Raw genomic sequence first — 25,378 nt, 5'->3', positions numbered from 1 at the left:
TCGATTCCGAAGGCGGGGCGGCTGAACTCTGGAAGCGGGATCTTTATAGCAGCATGGCGATCCAGCAATAGATCAAGATACTCGTCTCGGATGGCTGACCGGGTTCCGGAGGCGAGGACGATCTGGCTGTTCCGCGAGCACCTATGGCGATGGGCGGTCAAATCGTCGTCGGCACAATTGACACCGCGCCGAAGCAGCGCAACGCCGCGGATGAGAAGGCCGCTATTGAGGCCGGTGAGGTGCCGGATGGCTGGAAGAACAAGCCCACCAAGCTGAGGCAGAAGGACCGCGATGCTCGGTGGACGGTGGAGTTCTCCAAGGCCAAGCCGGCGACGGATGGCAAGCCGCGGGAAGTCGACATCGTGGTGCCGGCGTTCGGCTACAAGAACGATGCGGTCATCGGTCGGCAGCACGGCTTCCTCCGCGGCTTCACGGTCACGAACGTCGCCGCCAACGATGGCGCGCAGATCGTCCACGTTCTCGACCACTCCACCACCGGGCCGGGTTTAAGCGGATACGGCCTAACGATCGGCCAAGCACGAGCAATGGCTGGAGAAAAACGAAGAACGGCTACGTCTCTGACATCCAGCGCCTGAAGCTGAAAAGTGTGAGCGAGGAGCGAGAGGACGTCACTGGCGAATGGCCGGTGCTCGCGAATCCGCTCGGCGACCGAACATGACTTCGCCCGTCAGACGGCCCCGATGGCGATGTTCGTCCGCACCATCGACATCGTTCGCGCAGAGGTGGAAATCGGAATGGCGAATCTGGCCTACAACCTCACGCACCTTGTCTGGCAGCAGGGGCGAAGTGCGCCCGCACGAGTGGAGAAGGCGCCGAAATCGGCGTGCTCAACAGCGGATCGGTAGACAGGGCCGAAAAATAATATCCCGCCGAGGATTATTACCCGACATCCGCAGGCCGATCCGCAGCGATGTCCGAAAGAGCCGGGGGTACTCTTAGGTGTCCACCTTCCGCTACATCACGCAAGGCGCCAAACTTAGACAACTTTCCGGGGCGCTACTGATAGGTTGCGGCAACCGCGTCTGTGGGGCTCTGTGGCGGCTCAAGGGGCGGTTGAAGTCTGGCCGTGTCGCTCCGGGTCCTTCTTTTCACGGTGTTGGTGCCGGGGGAAGCGCCGAGCGTGGTCTGTGGCAGTTTCGAGATTTTTTTCTAGAATCAAACAGCAGAAGCGGGACGCCTGGGGACGCGTTCGGACTTGTTGAACATTTCCTCTTAGACAAAGAGATTCATGAGGAGAAATTGAAGAGAGCCTAATTTGCGTCCCCTTGCGTCTCCTCAAATGAATTCGTCGTCGTTATCATCCGTGCTGGGCCAGCTCCATCTGAGGCGAAAGCCTTGGTACTGGCGGCCGTTCTTGCGTGATTTGGATCTCTCCATACCGCGAGAGGTCATCGCTCGCGAGAAGATGAAGCCTGATCCCGCGCTGATGCCCTTTTCTTCGCAATACTCCTTGTAATTCTGCCATGCCATTTGGACGGGCACGCGGCAGTTGATGTCAGGCTTGGTCCGCTCCTCGATCCACATGCCGAGCACATCAGTTTCTTCACGATAATCATTTACGACTGCAAGAATCTCGTTCGGTGGATTAAGCTTGTGGCCGGCATCGAACCACTTTCGGGCGCCTTCAAGGGCCCAATTCAGAACGCCAGGCAGCTCGCTCTCGATGATTCTGCGGTCCAAATCTGGGATGCGCTCTTCGGGTGGTACCTGCCGCGCAAACGGAATGGCAATCATCCGCCGCCAAAAGCCATCGCCAGCATCCAGTGAGCCGGGAAGGTGGTTCGTCCGAAGCCAGATCTTCGCCGTCGGCATGAAGACGAACGGCTCGCGATAAAGGGAGCGGGCGGTCATTGGTTCACGTGAGGCTAGCGTTTTCATACGCTCCGAATCCCACAGGTCGCCGACGGCAGTTTCATTCACCAGAGAGATCCGCTTCCCTGGCAACCCCGCAACAAGACGCTCTCCCTCGTTGCCCGATTTGCTGCGTGTGAGCATCGCCGGCCCGGACGTCGTTGCGTAATCTCCCAAAAGGGCATGGAGAATGTTTCCGAATACGGATTTCCCGTTGGCGCCCGTGCCGTGCAGGGCGAAGAAGCATTCTTCGTCCACGTAGCCGGTCAGGGTGTAGCCGACGGTCCTTTGGACGAACGAGCGGATTTCCTCATTGGGCAGCGCCGTTTGGAGGAACTTATCAAACAAGGGAGCGACCGCGCCGGGTATGAAGCGCGTACCGGCAAGCTTCGAGACCAGGCTGCTAGACGCCGGCGACTCGTTCAATTGTCCTGTACGAAGATTCAGAATGCCGTTCGGAAGGGCCAAGTTGGCCAGATCGACATCGAAAACGGCCGGCGATCCTACCGCCATCCCTGGTTCGGAGCTGGCCGCCTCGACCATAGCTTGCTGCCGCGCATTTGTCCGATGCAGCTTCGTCAGATCCTTGTAAAGTCGTTGCTCACGTTCGCTCGCGTCGGCGCCAAGCTTCCCGGCCGCGCCGTTGAGGAGTTGAGCGCTGGTCTCCTTTGCATCGGCCGCCACCTGCTCGGACGTTTGCCTAGTCCATTGAAACCCCGTCCAGCGCCACCAACATCTCGACGCCGACTCGTAGAGACGATGTCCGCGAAGCCGGTTCGCGTGCTGCACACCAGCCCAGATGTCGCCGCCGGCTGCCCGTTCGTCCGCGCTGCAGCGAGCCTGCGAAAGATGCTGGTTAGTGCCTCTTGGATCGACCCAGCCATCAGTTTTTGCCTCGGCGAGGATCGTGCCAATACCGGCCTTGCGGCCTTGATATTTGGTGTCCAGCGAATTCCAAGTGCGTGCGAACTCCTCATCATCGTGCTCGCCGCCTTCCCATTTCTTCGACCACTCTTCCGCCGCGTCTCGGCCAGCCTCTCCCAATGTGTTCTGTATGGCTGCCAGCTGCTTCAGCCATCGTCGGCGCTCGTCGAAGCGAGCATCGTTGCGCGTTGCTGTGATGGCGGAACGAACGATCTCCTCCGGGGCGGTGTACAGACGGTCGAGAGGATCGTCGTAATCATCATCGTCTTCGCTGTCACCGGCTGCTTGTTCCCCAGTATCGGATTCGCCAGACGCCGGCCAAACATCAACAGCGCCTCCGTCTACCCAAATCGCATCTGCTGTAGCACCGTCTTGATGGCGTGGGAGGAAATAGAGGCGGGCGGGGTCCAAGGCGTTTAGATCGATCTTGAGGCCGAGGCATTTGGCCAGAGTCCTCAAACCCGCGGCGAAAGCTACTTTAGCCTTTCCCGGGCTCGCGTAGTCGGCGGCTCTCCAAGGTGTCCTAGGAAATACGACAACGCGCATGCACGGGTCCTCGAGGCAATGTGACCAAGTGGTGGATATGATTCCCGCAATGTGCTTTTCCCGGAGTCTTCTGGCGACGAGCTTCGGAGAAAGTTGGCTATGGTCGAGGTCAAGCACGGCCAGGCACGCCGCCTCGGCATTGCCGTTGGCCCGCCGATCATTCGTGAAGATGGCGGGCGACCATGCCGACCCTTCCTTCGGGCCGACGCGATGATTCATCAGAAGTTGGCAGATCTCGTCTTTCGAAAGCCGCTCGCGCCGTGCGGCCGTTGTCCTGTGGTTGCCGAACTTGGAGATGTGGACGCGCGCAGGCGTCTCACCGGACGGCTTTAGCAGGCCGTCCAGCTTACTCTGGTCATTCATGATTTTTTCTCTATTTAGCTGACATAAGCGGCGAGCGAAGCTACTCACCTTCGTGATCAGCCGAGGGTTAGTTAACTCCGGCGCGGTACCGCTGCGGATCGGAGAATTGCGCTTCGAAGTCGACGCACATGAGTGAGCTATCGTACTGGAACACGCGGATGGTGTAGCGTTTACCCTCCTTCAGAACCCAGACGGCGGCATTGGCAGCCGTCTCCAAGCCCACGGTTCGCGCATGTTCCGCCCGGCGTTTAGCTTCTCGATGGGCAAGCCGCCTTGCCTCGGCGCGCTTCATGCCTTCGGAGATGAACTGTGCGGAGCGCTTGCGGCACCAGATCCGCCAGAATGCCTTGTCAGAAGCGTTCATCGTCCGCCCTCCTTGTGCGAGTCGATGAAGCTCTCAAGGCCCGTGCGTGGGTAGCGAACGACGCGGCCGATCCTGATGAATGGCGGGCTGGCCTCCGGTGCCCTGAGGCGGACCTTCGTCAGAAACGAAGCCGAAAGGCCAAGGTAGTTTGCGGCCTCACGAGTGTTGAGTAGGGGTGTCTGTCCTTGTTTCATTATCATTTGGTCCTCTGTGGTGACACGCAGAGGATCGCGATGAATCGAATGGGATAATAGACCTCGGCTGGGTCGATTCCGATTTGCGGTCGGCCGATTCCATTTCCAATCCCTTAAGCCACTTGCTGACGCGATTGCTTATTGCGCGAATATCGCTAGGCGCATTTTTGCGATCGCGGGCTTGCAGCTCGCCATGTATTTTTTCCGCAACCTTCGAAACGTTGATGCGCCGATGAAATGCAATTCGCTGGTCGCGGAAATCTTCAGCCGCCATCCGCTCAAAGATCTCCCGAGCGGTAAAATTGAGAAGCTGCTGCTTCGGATCGTCTGCAAGCTGCTGCCTCCGTTTCGCCTGGTTCGCTTCGCTCACCGAGGGCCGCTTCTGCGAGCGACGAAGTTCGGTGGGCAGAAATTGACGGCACCCCGGATCGTCCTGCGCTGCCTGGAGCCACGCCGGCAGGAAGTCTCCCCTTTTGGCCCGCTTCAAAATCTGTTGTGGAGACTCTGCAGCATCTGCGCCGCCGGGTACGACGTTGATCAACCGGCCGCGTTTGCGCTCGATTTCGTCCTCGACTTGAGCATCGATCCACTTAGCCTCTGAGATGTCGCAGCGCCGTTCGATCTTGCGGCCGGGCAAGCAGGCCCAATCGTTAGCCTGCACGTTACTCATTCGGGAACGTTCCGGGCAGATTCCGGCGAGCAGCGCTGCAGCTTCCCAGACCTGCCATTCGGACCGCGCCAGCCAATCCGCGAGAATTTCCATACGGCTCATATCGATGCTGCCATTTTGTGTCGCGATGGCATCCCGTCATTCATCTTTCAACACTTCCTTGAACTGGATTTTTGGGATAATCGAGATCGCAGCCAATTAGTGGCATGTCAAGTATTGGTTGATTCTTTGGGAGGGGCCGGAGCTTGTGAGTGCCGCAGCTTCTTTGAGTGACACGCGTAAGGAGACCGGATGAGCAAGCGCCCCGTGATTTCGCCGGATTACGCCAAGAGGCTGATTCAGGCGTGTGACGATAGCGATCTTTGCCCGCCGCTCAATCGCGGCCGCCTGGCGTGGATAAGCGAGCAGCTTCAGAAGCGTTATGGCGCCTCCGTTTCGAATGAGGGGGTTCGGCGTTGGCTGGCCGGTGAGGGCCGCCCGCGTGCAGACAAAAACAAGATGATCGCGGAAATCCTGAAGGTCGATCCGGCTTGGCTGATGCTCGGCTCGTCGCCTGAGACCGCGCACAAGGTTGTCGGTGCGACACAAAACGCGGCGGTCAATCTCTTGTCGGGGATGCTCCTCGCGCAGGGCGTCACCGTTGCCACGCCCGACGACAAAGACCCGATGCGCGACAGCGTGAATGTCTATGTCGTGATCGGCGGTCTCAACGTTCGCATCTATGCGACGTTCGGCACCGTAAAGGGCTCGTCGGCCACGGTCATCGCCCCGAACGATTTCGAGCACGTCAACGTCATCCTCGTCATGCCTACCGACGACGAGTTCGCCTTCACTCTGCATTTCATCCCGACCTCCGCCATCGCCAAATTCGGCAACAAGCGGGGCGCTCATATCGAGATGAAGGGCGACATCGGCGAGGGGCTTTCGATCCACGGGATTGAATGCCCGAAAATCAAGTCTCTCAAGGCCATGCTTTGAAACAGCATGAGACGCCATGAAACAGCATGGCGTCTCACTCACTTGAAAATTCGGACCTGAATGTTGAAGTAGCCTGACGTATGGTTGACGTAACGAGTTTTGAGAAAAATCATTGAAATCAATGACGTAACAGGATGCTATGAGCCGGCTTGGGGCACCACTTCCTCGAATTTTCCCAGCTTACTCGATAGTTCGAGAACTCGCCTTGCCGTGTCTCGGCCAGCGAGCCGGCGAAACATCGGCTTGTCGCGGCATCCGCATATGCGTGCGTGAGCCACGCAGGGCGTTGGCCGCCGCTGCTGACTTCTGCCCGTTATTCGCTACGCACTGGGCGCGATCATCCCCGGCGTTTCGCCGCTGCGAGGTAAAGCCGCTCCGCCGGTCTCGAAACGAAGAGCGGGCCGGGAAGGATCGACGCCTTCCCGGCCCGCTTCCGGTCTTCGCTTGGGAGGCGAACGGGGTCAGGCGGTGAGGCCTTCGGGCTCGGCGAGGCCGTGCGTGCGGCAGCAGGCCGTCACCGTGTTGGCGAGGAGGCAGGCGATGGTCATCGGGCCGACGCCGCCCGGCACCGGTGTGATCGCGCCGGCGATCTTCGCGACGTCCTCATAGTCGACATCGCCGACGAGGCGGGTGCCGCCGTCTTCCTTCTCGATCCGGTTGATGCCGACGTCGATGACCGTCGCGCCGGGCTTGATCCACTGTGCCGTCACCATGGTCGGCCGCCCGACTGCGGCGACCACGATGTCGGCGCGGCGGACGACGCCGGGCAGGTCTCTGGTGCGCGAATGGGCGATGGTGACGGTGCAGCTGTCCTTCAGCAGGAGCTGCGCCATCGGCTTGCCCACGATGTTCGACCGGCCGATCACCACGGCTTCCATTCCCGACAGGCTCCCGAGCTCCTCGCGCAGCATCATCAGGCATCCGAGCGGCGTGCAGGGCACCATCGCCTTCTGCCCGGTTCCGAGCAGGCCGACATTGGAGATGTGGAAGCCGTCGACGTCCTTCGCCGGATCGATGGCAGCGAGCACCTTGTCCGCGTCGATGTGGTCGGGCACCGGCAGCTGGACCAGGATGCCGTGGATCGTCGCGTCGCGATTGAGCCTGTCGATCAGAGCCAGGAGATCGGCTTCGGACGTGGCCGCGTCGAGCTTGTGCTCGACGGACTTCATGCCCGCCTCCTTCGTCGCCTTGCCCTTCGAGCGGACATAGACTTCGCTCGCCGGGTTCTCCCCGACGAGCACGACGGCAAGACCCGGCTGTACCGCGTGTTCCTCCACGAGGCGCGTCACATGCGCCTTGACGCGCTCGCGAAGCCTGGCGGCGAGCGCCTTTCCGTCGATCACCTTCGCGGCCATCAGAACAGCCCCTCGATATTGCCGTCCTCGTTGAGGGTGATCGACTGCGCCGCGGGAACGCGCGGCAATCCCGGCATGGTCATGATCTCTCCGCAGATCGCGACGACGAATCCCGCGCCCGCCGACAGGCGAACCTCGCGGACGGGAAGCGAATGGCCGCTCGGCGCGCCGCGCACATTGGGATCGGTGGTGAAGGAATACTGCGTCTTCGCCATGCAGATCGGCAGATCGCCGTACCCGGCCTCTTCCCATTCCTTCAGCTGCCGGCGGATGCTCTCGTCGGCGACGATCTCGCCGGCCCGGTAGATGCGCTTGGCGATGGTTTCGATCTTTTCGAAGAGCGGCATCTCAGCCGGGTAGAGCGGGCGGAAGTCGGCCTCGCCGCCATCGGCGAGTTCCGCGACGCGCGCCGCAAGCTCCTCGATCCCGGCGCTGCCCATCGCCCAGTGCTTGCACAGCACCGCCTCGACGCCGAGGCTTGCCACGGCGTCCTTCAGCGCCGCGATCTCCGCCTCGGTGTCGGAGACGAAGTGGTTGATCGCCACGACGACCGGCACGCCGAAGCCCCTGACATTCTCGATGTGGCGCGCGAGATTGGCGCAGCCGGCGGTGAGCGCCTCGACGTTCTCGGTGCCAAGATCGGCCTTGGCGACGCCGCCATTCATCTTCAGCGCGCGGCAGGTCGCGACGATGACCGCCGCGGCCGGCCTCAGGCCGGCCTTGCGGCACTTGATGTCGAAGAACTTCTCCGCTCCGAGATCGGCGCCGAAGCCGGCCTCGGTGACGACGTAGTCGGCAAGTTTCAGCGCCGTTCTCGTCGCGACGACCGAGTTGCAGCCATGGGCAATGTTGGCGAACGGGCCGCCATGGACGAAGGCGGGGTTGTTCTCGAGCGTCTGCACGAGGTTCGGCTGCATGGCATCCTTGAGAAGCACCGTCATCGCGCCGTCCGCCCCGATGTCGCGGGCCGTCACCGGGCTCTTGTCGCGGCGATAGGCGACGATCATGTCGCCGAGACGTCGCTTCAAATCCTTCAGATCCGCGGCGAGGCAGAGGATCGCCATCACCTCCGAGGCGACGGTGATGTCGAATCCGGTCTCGCGGGGAAAGCCGTTGGCAACGCCACCCAGCGAGCTCACCACCTGCCGCAGGGCCCGATCGTTCATGTCGAGGACGCGCCGCCAGCCGACCCGCCGAAGGTCGATCTCGAGATCGTTGCCCCAGTAGATGTGGTTGTCGATCATCGCCGCGAGCAGATTGTGCGCCGACGTGATCGCGTGAAAGTCGCCGGTGAAATGGAGGTTCATCTCCTCCATCGGTACGATCTGGGCATAGCCGCCGCCGGCCGCGCCGCCCTTCATGCCGAAATTGGGTCCGAGCGAAGCCTCGCGGATGCAGATGGCCGCGCGCTTGCCGATGCGATTCAGCCCGTCGCCGAGGCCGACGGTCGTCGTCGTCTTGCCCTCGCCGGCCGGGGTGGGGTTGATCGCCGTCACCAGGATGAGCTTGCCATCGGGCTTGCCCGCCTGCGCGGCGATGAAGTCGGCCGAGACCTTCGCCTTGTCGTGACCGTATGGCAGCAGCGATTCGGCCACTATTCCGAGCTTTGCTCCGATTTCCTGAATCGGCCGCTTCGTGGCGGCGCGCGCAATCTCGATGTCGGTTGGCTGGCCCATCTCTCCTCCCGGTCCAGGCGTGGTCTTAATCGACGCTCGTCTCTTCCTATCGGCCCCCCTTAATCCTCCCGGCGAGCGCACAAGGGTGCCGCGTCATATTGTCGGCGAAGGAAAGGCGCGAGCCCACTACCGGATGGCGGGAGAAATCCGCCCGTTCGGGTAGACCGGCCTGATCGGTCGGAAAGCGCCGCGTCGCCGCTCGCCGTCCGATCGGAAAAAAGACAAGGACAAACCTTTCGTCTATTAAGCGGAAAGCAGGAGGGCACGCATTACGGGAGGGGCCGATGGCGGAGGATCATCTGCGATCGCAGGCGACGCGTGTCTTTCTTCTGGAGGCCAATCCGCTGGTGGTGTCGGCCATCACGGGCCTCGTCGCCGCGGAAGCCGATTTGTCGCTCGCCCGCATCAGCGATCGCGGCACCGATCTCATCACCGCTTCGGAAGATGGTATCGATCTTGCCGTCATCGCCTGGGAACTGTCGGATATGAAGGCGGTGGACGTGTTGCGCCGCCTGAAGGCGAAGAACAGCACCATCCGCTCCGTGGTGTTCAGCAACAACCGCGAACCTTCCGCGCTTCGCCAGGCGGTCCGGCTCGGCGCGCGCGGCTACTGCTATCAGCAGGAGGACATCGGTATCTTCTTCACGACGCTGCGCGCCGTCGCCGCCGGCCATATCTGCATTCCCTATATCGACCTCGCCTCGGTGAACGACACGCCGCTCGCCGCGCTCAACGCGCGCGAGCGCGAGCTCCTCGACATCCTCTCGCGCGGCTGGACGAACCAGCAGATCGCCAATCGGATCGGCATGTCGGAGAATACGGTAAAATACTACCTCAAGAACATCTACGAGAAGCTCAACGTGCGCAACCGATCCATGGCCGTCGCGCTGTGGACCCGCGAGGTGCAGAACTGAGACTCGGCTGGTCGTGACACCCTCGTCCGGCGCGGCGCAGAGCGCTGGAACCGGTCGAAACGCCGCAGCGGTTCTCCGAACGGGTAGGGCGGAGGTGATCCGAGGACGGTGAGTTTCTATCCGCCCGTGTGTCGCCGCCGCCTGCGCCCGGGCGCTAATCCTGGCGGCGGGAAGCAGGCGGGAGGAGATCGACCGGAAGCCCGGGCCGAGCCGCCGGTGTTCGCCGGATGGTCGAGCCTCCGAGGCGCCGCCCGCACCCGCGGCGGGAGGCGGCCGGCTTCAAGGGCCGGACGGTCGATCTGCAAAGGGGAGGATCACGCATGAGCCACTCAATCCACAATCTGCGGAAAATGCGCGTCCAGCGCTCGACGCTCGCCGTGCCGGGATCCAACCCCGCAATGATCGAGAAGGCGGCCGACAGCGCTGCCGACTGCATCTTCCTCGACATCGAGGACGCCGTTGCGCCGGACGACAAGGAGCGGGCGCGCAAGAACATCATCGAGGCGCTGAACGACATCGACTGGAAGGCCAAGGACAAGACGATGTCGGTCCGCATCAACGGTCTCGACACCCACTACATGTATCGCGACGTCGTCGACGTGATGGAGCAGGCCGGCCACAGGCTCGACATGGTGATGATCCCGAAGGTGGGCGTTCCCGCTGACGTCTACATGGTCGAGGCGCTGCTCAACCAGATCGAGATGGCCAAGGGCTACAGGAACAAGGTCGGCATCGAGGCGCTCATCGAGACCCCGCTCGGCATGGCCAATGTCGAGGCGATCGCCGCCATGCCCTCGCGCCTCGAGGCGCTGCATTTCGGCGTTGCCGACTATGCCGCCTTCAACAAGGCCCGCACCGTCAATATCGGCGGCCTGCACCCCGACTATCCCGGCGACCAGTGGCACTTCGCGCTCTCGCGCATGACGGTCGCCTGCCGAGCCTATGGTCTCAGGCCGATCGACGGCCCGTTCGGCGACTTCTCCGATCCGGACGAGTACCGCGCCGCCGCCAAGCGTGGCGCGGCGCTCGGCATCGAGGGCAAGTGGGCGATCCATCCGAGCCAGATCGCGCTCGCGAACGACGAGTTCTCGCCGCTTTCGGGCGAGGTCGACAAGGCCCGGCGCATCCTGGCGGCGCTGAAGGAGGCGGCCGCGGCGGGCAAGGGCGCGGCGAGCCTCGACGGCAAGATGATCGACGCCGCGTCCGAGCGCATGGCCATGAACGTCATCGCGGTCGACGACGCCATCCGCGCCCGCGCGGGCTGAACACCGCCCGCGCCGGCGCGGACCCAGTCTAACGTTCGACGGACCATTGTGCCGCGGACACTCGTTCCGGCATCATGCTCCGAGGGAGGAGGCCCCGATGAACATCCACGAGTTCCAGGCGAAAGAGCTTCTCGCCACCCACGGGGTGAAGCTGCCGCGCGGCGGTATCGCCTACAGTCCGGAACAGGCGCGCTACCGGGCGAGCGAGATCGGCGGCGAGGCCTGGGTGGTCAAGGCGCAGATCCACTCCGGCGCGCGCGGCAAGGCCGGCGGCATCATCCTGTGCCGCAGCGAGGAAGAGGTGGAGGGCGCCGCCGACAGGCTCATGGGCCGGCGCCTCGTGACCAGGCAGACCGGTCCGAAGGGCAATCTCGTCAACCGCCTCTATATCGAGGAGACGGTGCCGATCGAGCGCGAACTCTATCTCGGCATCGTTCTCGACCGGAAGGCGGAGCGCATCAAGATCATGGCGTCGGCCTCGGGCGGCATGGAGATCGAGGACATCGCCGAGACCGAGCCCGACAGCCTGATCACCATCACCGTCGATCCCGGGGCGGGGATGCAGAAGTTCCAGGCCCGCGAACTCGCCTTCGGCCTCGGCCTCGACGGCTCCATGGTGACCAAGGCGACCGACACGCTGCTCGCCTGCTACCGCGTCTTCCGCGACTTCGACGCCACCATGCTGGAGATCAACCCGCTGGTCGTCTCGAAGGACGAACTCGTCGCCCTCGACTGCAAGATGAGCTTCGACGAGAACGCGCTGTTCCGACGCCCGAACATCTCCGAGATGCGCGACAAGAGCCAGGAGGATCCGCGCGAGACCTTCGCCTCCGACCGCGGCCTCAGCTATGTCGGCCTCGACGGAGAGATCGGCTGCATCATCAACGGCGCCGGCCTCGCCATGGCGACGCTCGACATGATCAAGCTGTCGGGCGGCGAGCCCGCGAACTTCCTCGACATTGGCGGCGGCGCCAGCCCCGAGCGGGTGGCCAAGAGCTTCCGTGCGGTCCTGCAGGACAAGAACGTCAAGGTGATCCTGGTCAACATCTTCGCCGGCATCAACCGCTGCGACTGGGTGGCCGAGGGCGTCGTCCGGGCGCGCGAGGAGGTGGGGCTCGATCTGCCGTTGATCGTGCGCCTCTCCGGAACCAAGGTGGAGGAGGGCAGGCGGATCCTCGCCGAGAAGGCGCCGGACGTGATCGTCGCCGACACGCTGGCAGAGGCCGCCGAGATGGCGGTCGCCGAATGGAAGAAGCTCGGCCAGAGCGCCGCGGCCTGACGGGAGGACTTGTCAAGATGGCTATTCTGCTCACCAAAGAGACCAAGGTCCTGGTACAGGGGATCACGGGGCGGATCGGCAGTTTCCATACCGAGGAGATGAAGGCCTACGGCACGAACGTCGTCGGCGGCGTGACGCCCGGCAAGGGCGGCACCACCCATCTTGGCCTGCCGGTCTTCTCGACCGTCAAGGGCGCCGTCGCCGAGACCGGCGCGCAGGCGTCGATCGTCTTCGTGCCGCCGCCCTTCGCCGCCGATTCGATCATGGAAGCGGCCGACAGCGGCATCAAGACCTGCGTGTGCATCACCGACGGCATTCCCGCCCAGGACATGATGCGGGTGAAGCGATACATGCGCCGCTACCGCGCCGAAAGCCGAATGATGCTGATGGGGCCGAACTGCGCGGGCATGATCACCGCCGGCCAGGCGATGATGGGGATCATGCCGGGCTCGATCTACGCGCCCGGACGCATCGGCATCGTCGCGCGCTCGGGCACGCTCAGCTACGAGGCGGCGAGCCAGATGAAGGCGCACGGCATCGGCGTGTCGACCAGCGTCGGCATCGGCGGCGATCCGATCAACGGCTCGTCCTTCCGCGACCTTCTCGAACTGTTCGAAAAGGACGAGGAGACCGATGCGGTCGTGATGATCGGCGAGATCGGCGGTCCGCAGGAAGTGGACGCGGCGCACTGGGCGAAGGAGAATTTCTCCAAGCCGCTGCTCGCCTATGTCGCCGGCCTTTCGGCGCCGAAGGGCAAGCGGATGGGCCATGCCGGCGCGATCGTATCGGGCGAGGGCGAGTCGGCGCAGGAGAAGGTGGAGATCATCCGCGCCTGCGGCCACCACATCATCCCCCACCCCTCCGCCTTCGGCGAGACGGTCGCCAATCTCCTCGACAAGATGAAGCAGGCGGCCTGAATCATGACCACGAAGCAGAGGATCCTCGTCACCCGCAGCTGGCCGAAACCGGTGGAGGACCGGCTGTCCCGGACATATGACGCGACGCTCAACGCGGACGACGTGCCGATGGCGCCGGAAGCGATCGCGAGCGCCTTTTCCGAATATGACGCGATCTGCCCGACGGTGAGCGACAAGCTCCCCGCCGACATTTTTCCCGCCGGGACGCCGCGGGCGAAGATCCTCGGCAATTACGGCGTCGGCTTCAGCCATATCGACACCGATGCGGCCAAGGCGGCCGGCATCGTCGTCACCAACACGCCGGACGTCCTGTCCGAATGCACGGCGGATCTGGCGATCACCCTCATGCTGATGGCGGCGCGTCGGGCATCGGAGGGCGAGCGTGAGGTGCGGGCCGGCAAATGGGCCGGTTGGCGGCCGACCCACATGGTCGGGACCAAGGTCTCCGGCGCGACCTTCGGCATCCTCGGCTTCGGCCGGATCGGCCGGACGGCCGCCAGGCGCGCTCATCATGGCTTCGGCATGAAGGTGATCTACTATGACGCCTTTCCGGTGAAGCGGGAGCTTGCGGCCGAATCCAAGGCCGAGGCCCGCGATTCGATCGAGGCCGTGCTTCGCGAGGCCGACGTCGTCTCGCTGCACATGCCGGGCGGCAAGGAGAACTATCACTTGATCAACGCCGAGCGGCTCGCGATGATGAAGCCGACGGCGATCCTGGTGAACACGGCGCGCGGCGAGGTGGTGGATGCCGCTGCCCTTGCCGAGGCACTTCTCGGCGGCACGATCGCCGGTGCGGGGCTCGACGTCTACGAGGGCGAGCCGACGATCCCGCCGCCGCTCCTTGAGACGAACGCCGTGCTCCTGCCGCATCTCGGCAGCGCGACACGGGCAACGCGCGAGGCGATGGGCATGATGGTGGCGGACAATCTCGACGCCTTCTTCGCCGGAAAGGAGCCGCCCAATCGTGTCGCCTGACGCGCTCAGGCCGGCGCTGCGGGAGGCCTTCGCGGTTGCCGTTGCGGCGGCCGACCCCGCTGAGGCTGTGAGAGCGGCGATGGCCGAGCGCCGCGCGGATCTTGCCGCTGCGAAGCGTGTCTTCGTCGCGGCTCTCGGCAAGGCGGCTTCGACGATGGCCGAGGCGGCGATCGCCGAACTCGGCCGTCCGATCGCGGGCGGTGTCGTCGTCACTACCGATGCCGCCGCGCGGCCGGTCGCCTCCTGCCGGGTAATCGCCGGCGGCCATCCTTTGCCGAATGCCGGCAGCGCCGAGGGCGGCGAGGCGCTGCTCGCGCTCGCCGAGGCCGCGGGAGAGGGTGACGTTCTCCTCGCGCTCATATCCGGCGGCGGCTCCGCTCTCGGCGTTGCGCCGCGCGAGGGGCTGACGCTCGCCGACAAGACCGCCGTCACCGACCTCCTCCTGCGCTCGGGCGCCGACATCACCGAGATGAACGCGGTGCGCCGCGCCTTGTCCCGCCTCAAGGGCGGCGGCCTCGCGGCGGTGGCGTCGCCCGCCAGCGTGATCTCGCTGATCGTTTCGGACGTGCCGGGCGACGATCCCGCGACGATCGCTTCCGGCCCGACCGCATGGAGCGAGGCCGGGCTCGACGCCCGGGACGTTCTCGAACGCCATCGGCTGACGGACAGGGTGCCGCCGGCCGTGATGGCGGCGATCGCGGCAGGAAAGACCCGCCCGCCCTCGTCGCGCGTCGTCAGCCGGGTCGTCGCCAGCAATGCCCGCTCGGTCGAGGCCGTCGCGCGGCACCTTTCGGATGCGGGATTCCGGGTCGTGGTGCGGCCCGGTTGGCTCGGCGGCGATGTCGGCGAAGCGGTGGCGGAAGTCTTCGCGCTTCTTCAGGAACAGGCGGGCGAGGCCGGTCCGGTCGCGATCGTCTCCGGCGGCGAGACCACGGTCCAGGTCGTCGGCGACGGGCTGGGCGGGCGAAACCAGGAATTCGCCCTGCGGTTGGCGCTGGCCGAAGCGGATCGTCCGCTGCGGCGCGCCTGGGCCTTTCTTTCGGGCGGAACGGACGGGCGCGACGGGCCGACGGACGCGGCCGGCGGGATCGTCGATGGCGGAACGCTCGATCGCCTGAAGGCAGCGGGCGTCGATCCCGTCGTCCATCTTACCCGCAACGACGCCTATCATGCGCTCGCCGCTGCAGGCGACCTCCTGACGACCGGGACGACCGGCACCAATGTCGCTGACATCCAGATCGCGCTGATGGCCTGACCGGAGCCCGCTCTCTGCTTTGAGAATCGGATGCTGTCCGCGCAGAGAGTGGCGCTCCGTTCGACAGGCGGTGATCGTTCGGGGGCGCTGCTGGTCGTGGCCGTCGGCCTGCTCGCATCTCCTCGCAGGGCGGGATCGATGCTCAGCTGCCTTCGCTCTCCGTCACGCGACCTCGCGCGTGAGCGCATCCTGCCGCCGTGCCCTCGCAATCTGTGCATGACGCGTCGGCGATAGAGGCTCGTCACCCGCGGTTCGCCCGAACGCTATCCGTTGCGGTCGGGCGGGGTACCCGATGGGGCAGCAGGAAACACCCGCGCGGGCGTGGCCAAACGGGGCGCCGCGCCTTCTGTTGAAGCCGGAGGACGCAGGGAGCCCGTTCGCCGGCCGGCGCACGGGCGTCACGCTAGCGATCGCGACATGCGGCCCGCACGAAGAGGAGGAGACCACCATGAACGCGCCCGTCTTTCCGCGGCTGGACATTCCCCACACCATCGCCGCGGGCCCAGGTCCCGGCAACACGGCCGAGCGGGTGCTCGAGGCCTATACGAGCCCGGGCGTTGCCGACCACATGCAGCCGGACGTCTTGCGCGGCATGGTCGAATGCAAGGAGATGCTGCGCGACATCTTCGGCACGCGGAACATCCACACCTTCGGCATCGCCGGGACCGGCTGGAGCGGGCTCGACGCGATGTTCTCGGTGGTCCATCCGGGTGACAGGATCGTCATGTTCGTCAACGGCACCTTTTCGGGTATCGACGAACTATCCGTTCGGATGAAGGCCGCGACGGAGGAGGAACTGCGGGCGGATTCCCTCAATCCGCAGGCGGCTTCTGTCGTCACCATCCGCGTGCCGCACGGCCAGTCCGTCACCGGCGAGATCGTCGAGATGGCCCTCGCCGAGCACAAGCCGAAATGGGCGGCCATGGCGCATTGGGAGACCGGCTCCGGCCGGATCAACGACATCCGGGGATTTTCCGATGCCTGCGAGAAGCATGGCACGATGGGCCTCATCGACGCCGTCTCCTCGCTCGGCATCGCCGAAATGAAGATCGATGACTATCCCGGGATCGTCGGCTGGGCCTCCTGCCCGCAGAAGGGCATGATGGCGCTGCCGCTCACCTATGCGCCGGTCAGCTTCTCGGACCGCTACATCGCCGAGCTGAGGAAGGTCGGCGCCCGCAGCTTCGTCCATCATCCGATCATGGAAGCCCGCCACTGGGGCATCATCGACGGCAAGGACGTCGAGAAGGGCACCTATCACCGCACCCATTCTCCCTATGCCGTCGCCTCCTTTCACGAGGCGCTGCGCATGGTGCTGGAGCAGGGCCTCCTGCAGCGGGCGGAGCGCTACCGCACGGCCGAGAAGGCTTTGCGCGCGGCCCTGGAATCAATGGGCTGCACGGTCACCTCCAACATGACCAGCCTCATCGTGCTCGACCTGCCGGGTGACATGAAGGGCCGGGAGAAGGAGTTCGTCAACGCCTGCCGGGCCGAAGGCTTCGGCATCTGGCCGACGCTCTCCGAGCCGACCCAGGTGCGCGTCGGGATCCTGAACCTCACGTCCGAAGACGATCTCTCCACCATCGTCCGCCGTTTCGGCGAGATGCTGAACCGCTTCGACACCGCCACCGACATCGAGGCGGCAATCAAGGAACTGAAGCGCCGCCTCGCGTGATGCGCCGGTCGGCGCCGCCGAGGCCGATGATCATCGGCCCGCTCGGCAGGTCGCCGGCCGCATACATCGGTACTGTCGCGGGGCAGCCGTCTCGCGGCCGCGAGGGGAACGCCCGGGGCGATCTCGCCAGTGGACACCTCTGGCGGAGCGGTCGGCGGCGGCGGTGCCCTGCGCTATCGTGGCCTCTCGCACCCCGAGAGGCTGGCGGCCGCCTCTACGACGAGGCGGCAGAGCTCGGCCTCACGCTCGCGGAAGCGGCTGGTCAGCGTGCCGAGATTGAGGGCGGCGATGACGATGCCGGCCTTGTCGCGGATCGGGGCCGCGACGCCGGTCGAGCCGGTGATGAACTCCTGATCGTTGATCGCATAGCCGCGCCGGCGAACCTCGGCGAGGACGGCGAGCAGCTCCTCCCGATCGGTGACCGTGAAGCCGGTGTAGGAGAGGAGGCTGACCCGGTCGAGATAGGCTTCGATCTCGTCGTCGCCACGAAAGGCGAGGAGAGCGCGGCCGGTGGCGGTGCAGTAGACGGCGATCGGCGACTGCAGGTCGACATCGTAGCGGACCGGCTGGCGGCTGACGGATTTGGCGAGCCTGCGGACGTCGCCGCGCGCGTTCATCGTCGACAAGAGCACCGTCTCACCCGAGACGTCGCGAAGCCGCTCCATGATGGGGAGCGCCCGCGCCACCAGCGGCTCCTCGCTTGGCCGGAAGGGGAAGCCGTGGCGGCTGGCCTCGACCAACAGATAGCGCCCGCTGCGGTCCTGCACGACATGGCCACGCCCGATCAGCGTCTGGAGAAGGGCGTGCGCGCTGCTCTTCGGGCAGCCGAGCGCGGCCACCACGGCGCTGAACGAGACGGGCTCGCGGCAGCCGGCGAGGAACTCCAGAAGATCCAGAACCCGCCCCGCGCTCTTCACCTCGGAGTTCATGTATGTGAACGCACCCCGGTTGCTGACCACTTCCTGGGCTCATAACCTCCCTGCATAGAGAAGCGCCAGAGCTGACTCGGCCAGGACACGGCTCGATACGGCTTCGCGAGGCGCGGCATCTCTTCCCACTGCAGCGGACAGGACCGAATGCCGTCGAATCTTTCCTCCGAGCCGGTCGACCCGAAGAAGCCCTGGACCTGGGCAGAAGCGATCTGGCGCGAGCGCGTGGCGAGCGTGCGGGCGGGTCGGTCGCTGAAGCCCGCCGCCTGGAAGGACGGCGCCCGCATGGCGGTGGCGCTTTCCTTCGATTCCGATCACGAGACGATCGACCTGCGCAATGGCGGCGCTTCGGCGGGGCGCATGAGCCAGGGCCAGTACGGCGCGCGGTCCGGCATGCCCCGGATCCTCGACGTGCTCGAACGGCACGGCGTGCCCGCATCGATCTTCATGCCCGCGGTCTCGGCCATGCTCCACCCGGAGGAGGTTCGCCGGGTGGCCGGTGCCGGCCACGAGATCGGCATCCACTCCTGGATCCACGAGTTCAATTCGGTCCTCGACCATGAGACCGAGCGCGATCTCTCGCTGCGGGCGGCCGACGCCCTGGAGCGGCTGTCCGGCACGCGGCCCGTGGGGATGCGCACCGCCTCCTGGGACTTCTCCCCGTATACGCTCGCCATTATCCGCGAGATGGGGCTTCTCTACGATTCCTCGCTGATGGCGGACGACGAACCCTACGAGCTTCTGGAGAAGGGCGAGGCGACCGGAGTGGTCGAGATCCCGGTGGAGTGGATCCGCGACGATGCGCCCTATTTCAACATGGATCGCATGGCGAGCGCGCGCCCCTATGGCGGCCCGGCGATGCTCCTCGACATCCTCCGGCGCGAGGTCGACCTAGCCTTCGAAGAGGGCGGCCTGTTCCAGGTGACCCTGCATCCGCACCATGTCGGCCATCGCTCGCGGATCTTCATCCTCGACGAGATCATCCGCCACGCGAAGGCCAAGGGCGACGTCTGGTTCGCCACCCATGCCGAGGTCGCGCGCTTCTGCGCCTCCGAGGCCGGAACGACCGCCTGCTGAGGCCGGCTAGCCGAAGATCATCTTCAACACAGGACGAAAGGGAACACCGTTGCTCAGACTGCTCACCGCAACCGCCCTCGCAATGGGCATTCTCGCCGCTCCGGCCTTCGCCCAAACGGCCAAGGAGACGCTGACGATCGACCTGCCGAACGATGCGGCCACGCTCGATCCTCATCTGCAGTGGAACACCGACAGCTATTCGGTCTACCGCAACATCTTCGACAACCTCGTCACGCGCGGCTCCGACGGCAAGGTCGTGCCGCAGATCGCGACGGCCTGGAAATATGTCGACGACAAGACGATCGACTTCGACATCCGGGAGGGCGTGACCTTCCATGACGGCAGCAAGCTGACTGCGGAAGACGTCGCCTTCAGCGTCAACCGGATCATCGATCCCGAGCTCAAGAGCCCGCAGTTCTCGCAGTTCAGCCAGATCGAGAAGGCCCAGGCGACCGGGCCGAACACGGTGCGGATCACGACCAAGTCGCCCTATCCGGCCCTCCTGGCACAGCTCGTCAAGCTGTCCATCGTGCCGAAGGCCTATGTCGAGAAGGTCGGCGACGCCGGCCTCAACGCCGAGCCGATCGGCAGCGGGCCCTATGCCTTCGTCAGCCATCAGGATGGCGTGCGTACCGAGCTGAAGGCCAACGAGAATTACTGGGGCGGCAAGCCGCCGTTCCAGAAGGTCACCTTCAGGGCCGTGCCGGACGTCTCCACCCGAATCGCGGATCTGCGCACGGGGCAGGCCGATCTCGTGCGCGACGTGCCGCCGGACCAGGCGGTCAGCCTGAAGAACGAGACGGGCATCAAGATCCTGTCGGTTCCCACCGAACGGGTCGGCTACCTCTACATCAACGCCGAAAGCGGCCCGACGAAGGATGTCCGGGTGCGCAAGGCGATCGCCTATGCGATCGACAAGCAGGGCCTCGTCGAAGCGCTGCTCGAGGGCTATGGCAAGCCGGTCGACGTGATCGGCGCGCCGCCGGTCTTCGGCTATACCGAGGATGTGAAGGGCTACGACTACGATCCGGAAAAGGCCAAGGAGCTGATCAAGGAAGCCGGAGCCGAGGGCGCCAAGATCGAGTTCCTGACCTCGCCCTCCTACAGCCGGGCGATGGTCGAGGCGATCCAGCAGATGCTGAACGATGTCGGGCTCGACACCGAGATCGTCTCGAGCGATCAGGCGACCTTCCTGCGCCGCCGCCAGGGCGATCCGGCGAATGCCGGCAGCATCGCCTTCGGCCGCTGGTCCTGCGCCTGCCAGGACGCCGACGGGATCATCTATCCGCTGTTCCGCACCGGCAGCACCTGGGCGAAATACTCCAATCCCGACTTCGACAAGGCGGTCGACGCCGCCCGCTCGACGCTCGACCAGGACGCCCGGCAGAAGGACTACGTGACCGCCTACAAGATCCTGCGCGAGGACGTGCCCGGTCTCGGCCTCTACCAGGACTATGCGGTCTATGGCGCGAGCAGCCATCTCGAATGGCAGCCGACGCCGAACGAGTCGATGTTCGTCATGGACATGAGCTGGCAGCAATAGGCGCGGGCGGGGCGAGGCCGACATGCTACGATATGCCATCGGCCGGCTGATCCAGGCGGCGGTCGCGATCTTCGGGGTCATCACCATCGTCTTCGTGGTGATGCACTTCTCCGGAGATCCGACGCTGCTCCTGGTACCGCAGGGCGCCTCGGCCGAGGAGATCGCGGCGCTGCGTCATCAGCTCGGCTTCGACCAGCCGCTCCTGACGCAGTATCTCGCCTATCTTGCCGGCCTCGCCCAATTCGACTTCGGCGTCTCGGTGGTCCAGCGCGTGCCGGCCATCGACATCGTCCTGTCGCGGCTGCCCTACACGATCGAACTCGCCGCCGGGGCGCTGGTCGTCGCCCTCGGCGTCGGCCTCCCGGTCGGCATCCTGATGGCCGCGAACAAGGGCACGCTGGTCGAGCGCGCTCTCGCGGCCGTCGTCCTCACCGGGCAGAGCGTGCCGACCTTTCTCTCCGGCATTCTGCTGATCCTCGTCTTCGCGGTTCAGCTCCGCTGGCTGCCGACCTCCGGCGTCGGCAGCTTCAGTTCCCTGATCATGCCCTCGATCGCGCTCGGCGCGCTGTCCATGTCCACCTTCGCGCGGATGATGCGCATCGCCATGGTCGACGAACTCGGCAAGGACTATGTCCGGGCCGCGCGGGCGAGGGGCCTGTCGATGCGGGCCGTCGTCCTGCGGCACGTCCTGCGCAATTCGGCCGTCCCCGTCATCACCGTCGCCGCGCTCGAGATCGGCAATCTTTTGGCCGGCGCCGTCATCGTCGAGACGGTCTTCGCCTGGCCGGGGATCGGCCAACTCGCGATCCAGTCGATCCAGTCGCGCGACTTCCTCGTGGTGCAGGTCATCGTGCTCCTGATCTCATTCATCTATGTCGCGACCAGCGTGGCCGCGGATTTCGCCTATGCCGCGATCGACCCGCGCATCCGGCTTGCGCGGTGAGGCAGCTTCCATGACGAATGCCTTTCTCGCCCTCCGCCGGCACACTTCGCGCGTGCCCGTCTCGATCCTCGTCGTCGCCGTGATCATCGCGGTGATCGTCGCCGCGGCGATCCTGGCGCCCTGGATCGCACCGGCCGATCCGGATCGCCAGGCGCTGCTGTCGCGGCTGAAGGGCCCCGGCACGATCGGCCGCGGCGGCGTCACCTATCTCCTCGGCACCGACGATCTCGGGCGCGATCTCCTCTCGCGTATCCTCTACGGCGCCCGCGTCTCGCTCGGCGTGGCGCTCCTGTCGGTCTTCGTCTCGACGCTGGTCGGGGTCACGCTCGGCATGATCGCCGGCTGGTTCCGCGGCTGGGTGGACATCGTCGTCATGCGCCTCGTCGACATCATGCTGTCGATCCCGGCGATCCTCTTGGCGGTCCTTACCGTCGCGGTGCTGGGGCCGGGCTTCTTCAAGCTCGTCCTGGTGCTCGGCCTGACGCGTTGGCCGCGCTATACCCGCGTCGCCTACGCACAGACGCTGCAGGTGGCGAACCTGCCCTTCATCAAGGCCTCGGAACTCGCCGGGGCAGGGGCGCTGCGCATTCTCTTCCGCCACGTCCTGCCGAACATCGCCGGCCCGATCCTGATCGTCGCGACATCCGAATTCGGCCTGATGATCCTGTTCGAGGCGGGGCTTTCCTTCCTTGGCCTCGGCATCCAGCCGCCGGCCTCCAGCTGGGGCTCGATCATGAGCGTCGGCCGGCAATATGTCGAACGCGCCTGGTGGATCGTCGCCTTTCCCGGCGGTTGCCTCGTCCTGCTCGTTCTGTCCGTCAACGTCCTGGGAGATTGGCTGCGCGACCGGCTCGATCCCCGCTCTCGAATCCGCTGAGGCTCATCCCATATGGAATTTCAAGGCAAGTCCGTCCTGGTCACCGGCGCCGCCGGCGTCTTCGGCCGCTGGATCGCGGCGCATTTCGCGGGGGAAGGCGCGCATCTGTGCCTCTCCGACCGCCGGGCCGACGAATTGGAGGCCGTGGTCGCGGAACTGAAGCTCGATCCGGCGACGACGCTCACCCACGCGACGGAACTGACCGAGGCGGACTCGATCCTCGATCTCGCCGGCCTCGTAAAGGCGCGCTGGGGCGCGCCGGACATCGTCGTCAACAATGCCGGCCTCTATCCGAAATACGGTCTCCTCGACATCGACGTCGCCGACTGGGACCGGATCTTCGGCGTCAATCTGCGGGCGCCGTTCCTCGTCAGCCGCGAGATGGCGAAGCTGATGATCGCGGAAGGGCGGGAAGGCTCGATCGTCAACATCTCGTCCGGCGCCGCCCGGCAGATGCGCAACGGATCGGTCGCCTACTGCACCTCGAAGACCGCGCTGGAGCGCTTCTCCAAGGGCCTCGCGCTGGAGCTCGCGCCGCATCGCATCCGCGTCAACGTCGTCGAGCCGGGCTTCGCGCCGGGTTCGCAGGTCTCGACGCTGTCGGACGACTATGTCGAGCGGATGAAGAAGCGCATCCCGCTCGGCCGCGTCAGCGGCCCTGAGGACGCGCCGTCGGCCATCGCCTTTCTCTGCTCCAGCAAGGCCTCGTTCGTCACCGGCGCGGTGCTCTCCGTCGACGGCGGCAATTCGATCGGCACCTATGAGAGCGGCGAACTCGGCAAGACGCCCGGAACGGCCTGAGGAACGGACTTTCGGATGTCGGATATCAGCCGGCCGCTCCTGTCGGTCGAGAACCTCACCATCGAGATCTCAGGCGCCAGCGTCGTCGACGGCGTCACCTTCGCCGTCCAGCCCGGCGAGGTGATGGCGCTGGTCGGCGAATCCGGCTGCGGCAAGTCGCTGACCTCCTACGCTCTGCTCGGGCTCCTGCCGGACGTCGCGCGGCTGAAGAGCGGCCGCGTCCTCCTCGGCGATACCGATCTCGCGGCCCTGCCGGAGCGCGCCCTGCGCAAGGCGCGCGGCAAGGACATCTCGATCATATTCCAGGAACCGAGCGCCTCGCTCGATCCCCTGACGACGGTCGGCTCGCAGATCGCGGAAGCGCTGCGCCAGCATCAGCGGGTAGGGCGCGCAGAGGCGATGTCGCGGGCGCGCGACATGCTCGATGCCGTCGGCATTCCCGATCCGGACCGGCGGCTGCACCAATATCCGTTCGAACTCTCCGGCGGCATGTGCCAGCGCATCATGATCGCCATCGCGCTGATCTGCGGCCCCCGCGTCCTCGTCGCCGACGAGCCGACGACGGCGCTCGACGTCACCATCCAGGCGCAGATCCTCGACGTGATGAAGAAGCTGGTCGCCGATCGCGGCACCTCGATCGTCCTCATCACCCACGACATGGGCGTCGTCGCCGACATCGCCGACCATGTCGCGGTGATGTATGCCGGGCGGATCGCCGAGATCGCGCCGGTCCACGACCTCTTCGCGCGGCCCGCCCATCCCTATACGGCGCTGCTGCTCGCCTCCGTGCCGCGGCTCGATGTCGCGCCGAAGGCCGAACTCGCGACCATCGACGGGACGGTGCCCTCACCGGAGGAGTTCGGCGCCGGCTGCCGCTTTGCCGGCCGCTGCCCGCTGGCGAGCGACAAGTGCCGCGCCGAGCAGCCGCCCCTGTTCGAGGAGCGCCCCGGCCACCGCACGGCCTGCTGGCACCGCGACAAGGTCCACGAGATCACGAGGGCCGCGGCATGACGGACGCAACGATCGTCCTCGAGACGCATGACGTCACGGTCCATTTTGCCGGCCGTGCCAGCCTGTTCGGCAAGCCGGCCTCGACCGTCAAGGCGGTCAACGGCGTCGACCTCGCCATCGCGGCGGGCGAGACCGTGGCGCTGGTCGGCGAATCCGGCTGCGGCAAATCCACCCTCTCGAACGCCATCGTCGGCCTGCAGAAGCCGACCGCCGGCAGTATCAAGATCGCCGGCCAGGAGGTGAACGGGGCGAGCCGCCGGCAGCTGAACGCCATTCGCCGGCGGGTGCAGATGATCTTCCAGGATCCGGCGCTGTCGCTCGATCCGCGTTCCACCATCGGCGCGACGATCGGCGAGCCGCTGCTCGTGCGCGGCATCGCCCGCGGCGCCAAGCTGAAGCGGAGGGTCGGCGAGCTCCTGACGCAGGTGGGCCTCAGGCCCGAACATGCCGAACGCTATCCGCATCAGTTCTCCGGCGGCCAGCGCCAGCGCGTCGTCATCGCAAGGGCGCTGGCGCTCGAGCCCGAACTCGTCATCTGCGACGAACCGGTCTCGGCGCTCGACGTTTCGGTCCGGGCGCAGATCCTCAACCTCCTCGTCGCGCTGCAGAAGCGCACCGGCGTCGCCTATCTCTTCGTCTCGCACGACCTCTCCGTCGTGCGGCACATCGCCGACCGGGTCGTGGTGATGTATCTCGGCCGGATCGTCGAGGAGGCGGCGCGCGAGACCTTCTTCGCCGACCCGAAGCACCCCTACACGCGGGCACTGATGTCGGCGGTGCCGGAGGCGAACCCGGCCGTCCAGCGCGCCAAGCAGCGCTACGTCCTCTCCGGCGAGCTGCCGAGTCCCGCCAACATCCCGTCCGGCTGTCCCTTCCACACCCGTTGTCCGCTCGCGACCGACATCTGCCTGAGCGAACGTCCCGAATTGACGCCGCGGCCGGACGGTGCGCGCGTCGCCTGCCATCACGCCTGAG

The 25,378-nt window shown here is 65.4% G+C and carries 23 protein-coding genes; 17 read left to right on the top strand and 6 right to left on the bottom strand.

The features are described 5' to 3' along the window. Positions 1 to 143: 143 nt before the first annotated feature. Both LH400_RS18820 and LH400_RS18815 read left to right on the top strand, forming a co-directional pair. A complete protein-coding gene (locus LH400_RS18820; protein ID WP_229154707.1) occupies positions 144 to 596 on the top strand; it encodes a hypothetical protein in 453 nt (150 codons plus the stop codon). Positions 597 to 701: 105 nt separating this feature from the next. Continuing rightward, positions 702 to 866 carry a hypothetical protein gene (locus LH400_RS18815; protein WP_229154706.1) on the top strand — a complete coding sequence of 55 codons (165 nt, stop codon included), beginning with the start codon at positions 702 to 704 and terminating at the stop codon, positions 864 to 866. Positions 867 to 1,296: 430 nt separating this feature from the next. Here LH400_RS18815 and LH400_RS18810 read toward each other — a convergent pair whose 3' ends face one another. The 3 genes from LH400_RS18810 to LH400_RS18800 form a co-directional block, all read right to left on the bottom strand. After that, positions 1,297 to 3,705: a phage/plasmid primase, P4 family gene (locus tag LH400_RS18810; RefSeq protein ID WP_229154703.1), complete on the bottom strand. Its 2,409-nt coding sequence runs from the start codon at positions 3,703 to 3,705 to the stop codon at positions 1,297 to 1,299. 67 nt (positions 3,706 to 3,772) lie between these two features. Beyond that, positions 3,773 to 4,069 carry a hypothetical protein gene (locus LH400_RS18805; RefSeq protein WP_229154702.1) on the bottom strand — a complete coding sequence of 99 codons (297 nt, stop codon included), beginning with the start codon at positions 4,067 to 4,069 and terminating at the stop codon, positions 3,773 to 3,775. 156 nt (positions 4,070 to 4,225) lie between these two features. Next, positions 4,226 to 5,035, bottom strand: coding sequence for a hypothetical protein (locus tag LH400_RS18800; RefSeq protein ID WP_229154700.1), 810 nt, complete (start codon positions 5,033 to 5,035; stop codon positions 4,226 to 4,228). 189 nt (positions 5,036 to 5,224) lie between these two features. Between LH400_RS18800 and LH400_RS18795 the strand changes: the two genes are divergently transcribed. Continuing rightward, positions 5,225 to 5,911, top strand: a complete 687-nt coding sequence (locus tag LH400_RS18795) for a hypothetical protein (protein ID WP_229154698.1) — start codon at positions 5,225 to 5,227, stop codon at positions 5,909 to 5,911. Between the two features lie 461 nt (positions 5,912 to 6,372). Here LH400_RS18795 and folD read toward each other — a convergent pair whose 3' ends face one another. After that, the gene (gene folD, locus LH400_RS18790; RefSeq protein ID WP_229154696.1) at positions 6,373 to 7,266 is read right to left on the bottom strand and encodes a bifunctional methylenetetrahydrofolate dehydrogenase/methenyltetrahydrofolate cyclohydrolase FolD; all 894 of its coding nucleotides are present in this window, start codon (positions 7,264 to 7,266) and stop codon (positions 6,373 to 6,375) included. Beyond that, entirely contained in the window at positions 7,266 to 8,942 is a 1,677-nt protein-coding gene (locus tag LH400_RS18785) for a formate--tetrahydrofolate ligase (protein ID WP_229154694.1), read from the bottom strand. Before LH400_RS18785 ends, folD begins: the two co-directional genes overlap by 1 nt. Before the next feature lie 284 nt (positions 8,943 to 9,226). On the opposite strand from LH400_RS18785, the gene LH400_RS18780 reads away from it, so the two are divergent. The 7 genes from LH400_RS18780 (at position 9,227) to LH400_RS18750 (ending at position 17,222) form a co-directional block, all read left to right on the top strand. Continuing rightward, a complete protein-coding gene (locus LH400_RS18780; protein WP_229154692.1) occupies positions 9,227 to 9,856 on the top strand; it encodes a LuxR C-terminal-related transcriptional regulator in 630 nt (209 codons plus the stop codon). A 320-nt stretch (positions 9,857 to 10,176) separates the two neighbouring features. Next, positions 10,177 to 11,121, top strand: coding sequence for an HpcH/HpaI aldolase/citrate lyase family protein (locus LH400_RS18775; RefSeq protein WP_229154690.1), 945 nt, complete (start codon positions 10,177 to 10,179; stop codon positions 11,119 to 11,121). A gap of 97 nt (positions 11,122 to 11,218) precedes the next feature. Continuing rightward, positions 11,219 to 12,400, top strand: coding sequence for a malate--CoA ligase subunit beta (locus LH400_RS18770; RefSeq protein ID WP_229154688.1), 1,182 nt, complete (start codon positions 11,219 to 11,221; stop codon positions 12,398 to 12,400). Between the two features lie 17 nt (positions 12,401 to 12,417). Then, positions 12,418 to 13,317 (top strand): succinate--CoA ligase subunit alpha, encoded by a 900-nt coding sequence (sucD, locus tag LH400_RS18765; RefSeq protein WP_229154686.1) that lies wholly within the window; start codon positions 12,418 to 12,420, stop codon positions 13,315 to 13,317. Between the two features lie 3 nt (positions 13,318 to 13,320). Then, positions 13,321 to 14,292 (top strand): 2-hydroxyacid dehydrogenase, encoded by a 972-nt coding sequence (locus tag LH400_RS18760; protein WP_229154684.1) that lies wholly within the window; start codon positions 13,321 to 13,323, stop codon positions 14,290 to 14,292. Next, entirely contained in the window at positions 14,282 to 15,547 is a 1,266-nt protein-coding gene (locus LH400_RS18755; protein ID WP_229154682.1) for a glycerate kinase type-2 family protein, read from the top strand. Before LH400_RS18760 ends, LH400_RS18755 begins: the two co-directional genes overlap by 11 nt. A gap of 448 nt (positions 15,548 to 15,995) precedes the next feature. Beyond that, entirely contained in the window at positions 15,996 to 17,222 is a 1,227-nt protein-coding gene (locus LH400_RS18750) for a pyridoxal-phosphate-dependent aminotransferase family protein (RefSeq protein WP_229154680.1), read from the top strand. 173 nt (positions 17,223 to 17,395) lie between these two features. Here LH400_RS18750 and LH400_RS18745 read toward each other — a convergent pair whose 3' ends face one another. Continuing rightward, positions 17,396 to 18,151: an IclR family transcriptional regulator gene (locus LH400_RS18745; RefSeq protein WP_229154678.1), complete on the bottom strand. Its 756-nt coding sequence runs from the start codon at positions 18,149 to 18,151 to the stop codon at positions 17,396 to 17,398. A gap of 147 nt (positions 18,152 to 18,298) precedes the next feature. Between LH400_RS18745 and LH400_RS18740 the strand changes: the two genes are divergently transcribed. The 7 genes from LH400_RS18740 to LH400_RS18710 are packed head-to-tail and all read left to right on the top strand — an operon-like array spanning position 18,299 to position 25,377. Beyond that, the gene (locus LH400_RS18740) at positions 18,299 to 19,228 is read left to right on the top strand and encodes a polysaccharide deacetylase family protein (protein WP_229154676.1); all 930 of its coding nucleotides are present in this window, start codon (positions 18,299 to 18,301) and stop codon (positions 19,226 to 19,228) included. A 49-nt stretch (positions 19,229 to 19,277) separates the two neighbouring features. After that, positions 19,278 to 20,771, top strand: coding sequence for an ABC transporter substrate-binding protein (locus tag LH400_RS18735; protein ID WP_229154675.1), 1,494 nt, complete (start codon positions 19,278 to 19,280; stop codon positions 20,769 to 20,771). A gap of 22 nt (positions 20,772 to 20,793) precedes the next feature. Beyond that, complete coding sequence (locus LH400_RS18730; RefSeq protein ID WP_229154674.1) at positions 20,794 to 21,714, top strand: ABC transporter permease; 921 nt, start codon at positions 20,794 to 20,796, stop codon at positions 21,712 to 21,714. A 10-nt stretch (positions 21,715 to 21,724) separates the two neighbouring features. After that, positions 21,725 to 22,591 (top strand): ABC transporter permease, encoded by an 867-nt coding sequence (locus LH400_RS18725; RefSeq protein ID WP_229154673.1) that lies wholly within the window; start codon positions 21,725 to 21,727, stop codon positions 22,589 to 22,591. Between the two features lie 12 nt (positions 22,592 to 22,603). Then, on the top strand, positions 22,604 to 23,392 hold the full coding sequence (locus LH400_RS18720) for an SDR family NAD(P)-dependent oxidoreductase (protein ID WP_229154672.1): 789 nt from the start codon (positions 22,604 to 22,606) through the stop codon (positions 23,390 to 23,392). Between the two features lie 15 nt (positions 23,393 to 23,407). Beyond that, positions 23,408 to 24,403, top strand: coding sequence for an ABC transporter ATP-binding protein (locus LH400_RS18715; protein ID WP_229154671.1), 996 nt, complete (start codon positions 23,408 to 23,410; stop codon positions 24,401 to 24,403). After that, positions 24,400 to 25,377 carry an ABC transporter ATP-binding protein gene (locus LH400_RS18710; protein WP_229154670.1) on the top strand — a complete coding sequence of 326 codons (978 nt, stop codon included), beginning with the start codon at positions 24,400 to 24,402 and terminating at the stop codon, positions 25,375 to 25,377. Before LH400_RS18715 ends, LH400_RS18710 begins: the two co-directional genes overlap by 4 nt. Position 25,378: the final 1 nt, after the last annotated feature.

It is taken from the genome of Jiella soli, from assembly GCF_020615385.1.
Classification (GTDB): Bacteria; Pseudomonadota; Alphaproteobacteria; order Rhizobiales; family Rhizobiaceae; genus VKMB-3413.
This window is presented reverse-complemented; position numbering and strand designations above follow the sequence as displayed.

Excerpts from the sequence above, each read along its gene's own strand:
- LH400_RS18740 (WP_229154676.1), top strand. The coding sequence starts at position 18,299 with ATGCCGTCGAATCTTTCCTCCGAGCCGGTCGACCCGAAGAAGCCCTGG.
- sucD (WP_229154686.1), top strand. The coding sequence starts at position 12,418 with ATGGCTATTCTGCTCACCAAAGAGACCAAGGTCCTGGTACAGGGGATC.
- LH400_RS18715 (WP_229154671.1), top strand. The coding sequence starts at position 23,408 with ATGTCGGATATCAGCCGGCCGCTCCTGTCGGTCGAGAACCTCACCATC.
- LH400_RS18785 (WP_229154694.1), bottom strand. The coding sequence starts at position 8,942 with ATGGGCCAGCCAACCGACATCGAGATTGCGCGCGCCGCCACGAAGCGG.
- LH400_RS18810 (WP_229154703.1), bottom strand. The coding sequence starts at position 3,705 with ATGAATGACCAGAGTAAGCTGGACGGCCTGCTAAAGCCGTCCGGTGAG.
- LH400_RS18815 (WP_229154706.1), top strand. The coding sequence starts at position 702 with ATGGCGATGTTCGTCCGCACCATCGACATCGTTCGCGCAGAGGTGGAA.
- LH400_RS18805 (WP_229154702.1), bottom strand. The coding sequence starts at position 4,069 with ATGAACGCTTCTGACAAGGCATTCTGGCGGATCTGGTGCCGCAAGCGC.
- LH400_RS18720 (WP_229154672.1), top strand. The coding sequence starts at position 22,604 with ATGGAATTTCAAGGCAAGTCCGTCCTGGTCACCGGCGCCGCCGGCGTC.
- LH400_RS18770 (WP_229154688.1), top strand. The coding sequence starts at position 11,219 with ATGAACATCCACGAGTTCCAGGCGAAAGAGCTTCTCGCCACCCACGGG.
- LH400_RS18730 (WP_229154674.1), top strand. The coding sequence starts at position 20,794 with ATGCTACGATATGCCATCGGCCGGCTGATCCAGGCGGCGGTCGCGATC.
- LH400_RS18775 (WP_229154690.1), top strand. The coding sequence starts at position 10,177 with ATGAGCCACTCAATCCACAATCTGCGGAAAATGCGCGTCCAGCGCTCG.
- LH400_RS18820 (WP_229154707.1), top strand. The coding sequence starts at position 144 with ATGGCGATGGGCGGTCAAATCGTCGTCGGCACAATTGACACCGCGCCG.
- LH400_RS18750 (WP_229154680.1), top strand. The coding sequence starts at position 15,996 with ATGAACGCGCCCGTCTTTCCGCGGCTGGACATTCCCCACACCATCGCC.
- LH400_RS18800 (WP_229154700.1), bottom strand. The coding sequence starts at position 5,035 with ATGAGCCGTATGGAAATTCTCGCGGATTGGCTGGCGCGGTCCGAATGG.
- LH400_RS18795 (WP_229154698.1), top strand. The coding sequence starts at position 5,225 with ATGAGCAAGCGCCCCGTGATTTCGCCGGATTACGCCAAGAGGCTGATT.
- LH400_RS18710 (WP_229154670.1), top strand. The coding sequence starts at position 24,400 with ATGACGGACGCAACGATCGTCCTCGAGACGCATGACGTCACGGTCCAT.
- LH400_RS18780 (WP_229154692.1), top strand. The coding sequence starts at position 9,227 with ATGGCGGAGGATCATCTGCGATCGCAGGCGACGCGTGTCTTTCTTCTG.
- LH400_RS18760 (WP_229154684.1), top strand. The coding sequence starts at position 13,321 with ATGACCACGAAGCAGAGGATCCTCGTCACCCGCAGCTGGCCGAAACCG.
- folD (WP_229154696.1), bottom strand. The coding sequence starts at position 7,266 with ATGGCCGCGAAGGTGATCGACGGAAAGGCGCTCGCCGCCAGGCTTCGC.
- LH400_RS18725 (WP_229154673.1), top strand. The coding sequence starts at position 21,725 with ATGACGAATGCCTTTCTCGCCCTCCGCCGGCACACTTCGCGCGTGCCC.
- LH400_RS18745 (WP_229154678.1), bottom strand. The coding sequence starts at position 18,151 with ATGAACTCCGAGGTGAAGAGCGCGGGGCGGGTTCTGGATCTTCTGGAG.